This is a genomic window from Leucobacter chromiireducens (genome assembly GCF_003917135.1).
GTDB lineage: Bacteria > Actinomycetota > Actinomycetes > Actinomycetales > Microbacteriaceae > Leucobacter > Leucobacter chromiireducens_A.
In genome coordinates this window covers 1-4,673 of sequence record NZ_RPDI01000059.1, presented here as the reverse complement: position 1 = coordinate 4,673, position 4,673 = coordinate 1, and the positions used below count along the sequence as shown (strand labels likewise).

Sequence of the window (4,673 nt, the reverse complement as noted above, 5' to 3'; positions counted from 1 at the left end):
CGCGGCGGGCGTCCGCGGGGTGCGCGCCAGCACCCCGGGCACCAGCACCGTGCGCGCCAGCACCCCGGCCACCCGGCGGCGCGAGCGCGACGACAAGCCGGGTGCCCGGCGCCGTGGCCGCAGCCTCCTGCCACCGCGCGAGCGCCGCGGTGGCGTCCGCTTCGCCGAGCGTCTCGTTGTCAAGGTTCGCCGCGCCGAGCTGCAGCGCGCCGAGGGCGGCCATGTTCACCGGCGCGCGGTCGAACGCCGCGGCGGTCGCCGGTGCCCCGGCGTTGCCGCGGGGCCGCTCGGGGCGGCGCAGCAGCACCTCGTCGGCGAGGGCCTGGCCGATCGACGCCGCGTCGATCACGCCGCGGACCGTCCGAATGCGCCCCGCTCCGCGCGGCTCCGAGTCCCCCATCTGCGCGCCCTAGACGGCCGTCGCGACGAGCACGCGCGGGCTGCCAGGCAGCGCGACGAGGCGGTCGACCGCCCAGCCGGTGCCCGCGAGCCAGGCCTCGACCTCCGCGATCGGGTAGACGACGGTGCCGTCGATGTTGAAGTACTCGCCGGCGTGCAGCGCGTCGATGCTGCGCTGGCTCTCGTCGGCGTCGAGGAAGAAGTCGAGCAGCATGAGCGTCGCCCCCGGCGCAGCCGCGCCGCGCGCCGCGGTGAGGATCGCCTGGTTCTGCGCGGCGTCGAAGCGGTGGAGCACGTGCGTCAGCAGCACCAGGTCGTGTTCGCCGCCCGGCGCGGTGTGCTCGGTCTCGCCCTCCTCAACGCTCACCCGCTCAGTGAGGCCGGCGCGCTCGGCCTCCGCGGCGATGCCGTCGGTGAAGCCGGGCGCGTACACGAAGCGGGTGGTGAGCTCCGGGTTCTGCGCCATCGCGGCGAAGGAGAAGCCGGCGGCGAGCCCGCCGAAGTCGAGCGCGCTGCGGAAGCCCGAGAAGTCGAACGCAGCGCCGAACTGCTCGGCGTGCAGCGCGTTGTAGGTCATCACGCCGGCCATGAAGTCACCCCAGCCGGCCTCGTCGAGCTCGAGCGTGCCCGCGGCGTCGGTGTCGACCGTGCGGTCGTAGCCGAGCCACTGCGGGTAGCTGATGTCGTTCAGGAAGGCGATGAACGGTGTGAGGTCGATCGCGCCGCCGCCCGCGAGGTACTGCCTCGCGTCGTCGGCGAGGCTGTAGCGCCCGGCCGCGCGGTCGAGGAGGCCGAGGCCGTTCATTGCGTCGGCGAGGGTGCGCACCTGCCGTTCCGAGTGCTGCGTCGCCGCGGCGAGCGCCGCGAGATCCTGCGGGCCATCGGCGAGTGCGCGGAAGAGGCCGATGCGCGCGGCCGCGGCGAGCTGCTTCGCTCCCATGAATCCGATGGCGATGTCGACGATGCGGGTGGGTGTTGCGGTCATGGCGGGGTCCTTCGCTTCCGTGGCCGCCCGCGTGCACGGGACGGCGGCGTCCAAGTCGTATCGCCGAAATTCTACGAGCGTAGACACACAAAGTCCAGCGGAGTATCGTTTTATTTTCTACTAGCATAGAAAAACGGCGAGGGGTCGCCGCCAGGCGCCCCGGCCGGCCACCGCTGCACTCCTGAAAGGTCTCGCAATGCTGCTTGCCACCCACCACTTCCCCGTCGACGGCGCGACATCGAACGCCGCGCCGCCGGTCGCCCTCCTGCACGGCTTCGCGTCCTCCGCGGAGGCCGACTTCCTCACGACCGGCTGGGTCGCCGCGCTCCACGCGGCCGGCCGCTCCGTGGTCGCGATCGACCTCCCCGGCCACGGCGCGAGCCCGGCGCTCACCTCGCCACCCGAGGCGACCACCAGCGCGGTGCTCGACGCACTGAGCACCGCGCTCACGGCGGCAGCTGGCGGGGGCAGCATCGACCTCGTCGGCTACTCGCTCGGCGGGCGGCTCGCGTGGGATCTCCCCGCGCGCACGCCCCAGATCCGGCGGCTCGTGCTCGGGGGCGTGAGCCCGATGGAGCCGTTCGCCGCGGTGGATCCCGCTGAGCTCGCCGCGGCGCTCGGCGGCGCGGCGCCGGCGAGCCCACTCATCGGCATGATGGCCGGAATGATCTCGGCCCCGGGGCTGGACACCGCGTCGCTCGCGCGCCTCATTCCCGGGCTCGCGGCCGAGCCGTTCACCCCGGCCGCGAACGCACCCCAGGTGCCGACGCTCCTCGTCGCCGGCGGGAACGACCCGCTCGCCGCCGGCGGCGAGGCGCTCATCGCCGAGCTGACCGCCGGCTCGTTCAGCACCGTGCCCGGCGATCACCGCGGCGCGCTCGACAGCCCGGAGTTCCGCTCAGCGGCGCTCGAGTTCCTCGGGAGCTGAGCCGCGCTCCGCGCTCGGTGCGGCCGGCGTCCACACCCCGTCGGCACGCACCGAGCGATCGAGCCAGAGCTCGGCGGTGAGCTCACGGATCCGCGCGGCTCCCTCGCGCTCCAGCAGTGAGATCGCCCCCAGGTTGTCGTCGAGCTGCGCCACCCGGGACGCACCGAAGAGCACGTTCGCGGTCGCCGGATTGGCGAGGCAGAACGCGAGGCCGAGCTGCGCCGGCGTCGCCCCGAGCGAGCGAGCGATCCGTTCCACCTCGGGGTACGCGGCGACAATGCGCTCGCGGATCTCGCCGACGTCGGCGCCGATCTTGCGCGCCGGGGCGAGCTTGCCGACGAGGATTCCGCCCTCGAACGCGTCGGAGGCCTGCAGCGCGAGCGTCCCGTCGGCGAACCAGCCGCCGTAGAACTCCCCCTCGGCCATACTGCGGCGCACGAGCCCGTACTTCAGCTGCGCGAAGCTGGGCGGCGTGAGCCCCTCGCCCGCCGCGGTATCGAGCGCGAGGCGCAGCGCGTCGGCCGGCCAGTTGTTCACGCCCCAGCTCGCGAAGCTGCCGCGCACGATCTCGGCGTGCACATCGCGCACCACCTGCGCGATGTCGATCTCCCCGAAGAAGTCGCCGACGACCACGGTGTCGAACGACTCGGGGCCGCCGCGCCCGGCGCCGATGCGGTCGAGCGAGACGCGCATCTGCTCGGCGAAGCCCGTCGCCGGGTATTCCCAGAGCCAGAGCTTGCCGCAGAGCTGGTAGTCGGCGCGGGCGAGGCCGAGCTCCCTGAGCGTCTCACCGAAGCGCAGATCGGTGGGCGACGCCTCGGCGTGCGGGCCCATGTTGTAGTAGGCGACGTCGAAGAACGCGGCGCCCACCTCGCACGCGCGGGTGACAAGCGCGCGGCGATCCGGCGCGGCCATGCGGTCCCAGATATTCCAGGATCCCAGCGCGAACACGGGCACTTCGGGACCGCCAGGACCGAGTGTGCGCCTGGGAACCGTGCCGGTAAACGTCATGTCTGCCTCCTCGCAGCCGCGCCACCGCGAGGGAGTCTCGCGGCACGCTCGCTTATTTTCTACAATCGTATAATATAAGGCGCGTTCCCTCCAGCCCCGAGCGGCGGCCGCCGCCGCAACGGGGCACACACCCACCGCGACACAGGAGTCCACATGAGCACACCACGCACCGTCCTCATCACCGGCGGCGCCGGCGGCATCGGCCAGGCCATTGCCAGCGCCTTCACCGCCACCGGGGATCGGGTGATCCTCGCCGACCGCGACGGCGACGCCGCGCGCGCGGCGGCGGTCGAGCTCGGCGACGCCGCATCCGCGGTCGCGCTCGACATCACCGACGCCACTGCGGTCGCCGCACTGTTCGGCGAGCTCGCGGCCCAGGACGGCGTCGACGTGCTCGTCAACAACGCCGGCATCCTGTCCGTACACGGGGCGGTGACGGCGCTCGACCCGGCGGCGTACCGCTCGATCCTCGAGGTCAACGTGCTCGGCACGTTTGTCATGACCCAGGCGTTCGCGCACCACCGCATCGCGCGCGGCGGCGGCGGCGGGAGCATCGTCAACATCTCATCGATCGGCGGCAGGCAGCCGACGCCCGGCATGGGGGCGTACGAGTCCAGCAAGGCCGCGGTGGACTCGCTCACGCGGTGGGCGGCGATCGAGCTCGCCGATCACGGCATTCGCGTGAACGCCGTCGCTCCGGGACCGGTGCTCACCCCCATGCTCGAGCAGGGCATGCCGGCAGGCTCGCCGGCGCGCGCCGCCTGGGCAAGCCGGATCCCGCTCGGCGAGCTCGCGCGCGTCGAGCAGGTCGGGGCCGCCGTCGCGTTCCTCGCGGGTGACGGCGCCTCGCACATCACCGGCGTCAGCCTGCCGGTCGACGGCGGGCAGCTGCTCACCTGAGCCTGGCACGGGCTCGGGACGCTGCGGTCACGAAGCGAGGAGGTAGCTCGCGACGCGGGCGACCGCGCGATCCGCGTCGCGCGCCAGCTCCGCGAGCAGGGTGCGCAGCGGATCGGCGCCGTGCGGATCGGCGCTCGGCCCCGCCGGCGCGCCGTCGCCGAACGCGCCGCGCAGCTCGCCGAGCCCCTGCGTGAGCCAGGAGCGGGCCGCCGCACTCGTCGCCGGGTCCGCGAGCCGCTCCCGGTAGCCGGCGAGGATCCGGTGCGCCCTGGCCGCCGAGAGCGCGCCGAGTTCGCCGAGCACCTCGGCAGCGGCAACGTCGCGTGGCCCCTCGGCCACGAGCGCCAGCAGCTCGCGCTCGGCGCGCTCATCGCCGTGCGGGCCGAGCGCGAGAGCCGCCGCGGCGCGCACCTCGGCAACCGGGTCGCGCAGCGCGCGCAGCAGGAGCGG

The 4,673-nt window shown here is 73.9% G+C and carries 6 protein-coding genes; 2 read left to right on the top strand and 4 right to left on the bottom strand.

Features of this window, described 5'->3' with window-relative positions; translation table 11 throughout:
- Together EGM46_RS14320 and EGM46_RS14315 are read right to left on the bottom strand one after the other, a co-directional pair.
- A partial coding sequence (locus EGM46_RS14320) for a hypothetical protein (protein ID WP_206427595.1) occupies positions 1 to 400 on the bottom strand: 400 nt, incomplete at its 3' end.
- 9 nt (positions 401 to 409) lie between these two features.
- On the bottom strand, positions 410 to 1,384 hold the full coding sequence (locus tag EGM46_RS14315) for a methyltransferase (RefSeq protein WP_125100799.1): 975 nt from the start codon (positions 1,382 to 1,384) through the stop codon (positions 410 to 412).
- Positions 1,385 to 1,580: 196 nt separating this feature from the next.
- Here EGM46_RS14315 and EGM46_RS14310 point away from each other — a divergent pair, with 196 nt between their 5' ends.
- A complete protein-coding gene (locus tag EGM46_RS14310) occupies positions 1,581 to 2,312 on the top strand; it encodes an alpha/beta fold hydrolase (RefSeq protein ID WP_125100798.1) in 732 nt (243 codons plus the stop codon).
- Here the strand turns inward: EGM46_RS14310 and EGM46_RS14305 are convergent.
- On the bottom strand, positions 2,283 to 3,323 hold the full coding sequence (locus tag EGM46_RS14305; RefSeq protein ID WP_125100797.1) for an aldo/keto reductase: 1,041 nt from the start codon (positions 3,321 to 3,323) through the stop codon (positions 2,283 to 2,285). The two genes, EGM46_RS14310 and EGM46_RS14305, sit on opposite strands and share 30 nt — an antisense overlap.
- A 153-nt stretch (positions 3,324 to 3,476) precedes the next feature.
- On the opposite strand from EGM46_RS14305, the gene EGM46_RS14300 reads away from it, so the two are divergent.
- Positions 3,477 to 4,223: an SDR family NAD(P)-dependent oxidoreductase gene (locus tag EGM46_RS14300; protein ID WP_125100796.1), complete on the top strand. Its 747-nt coding sequence runs from the start codon at positions 3,477 to 3,479 to the stop codon at positions 4,221 to 4,223.
- A 27-nt stretch (positions 4,224 to 4,250) separates the two neighbouring features.
- On the opposite strand, the gene EGM46_RS14775 is transcribed toward EGM46_RS14300, so the two are convergent.
- Positions 4,251 to 4,673: hypothetical protein (locus tag EGM46_RS14775; protein ID WP_431194093.1), on the bottom strand; the 423-nt coding region annotated here is incomplete at its 5' end.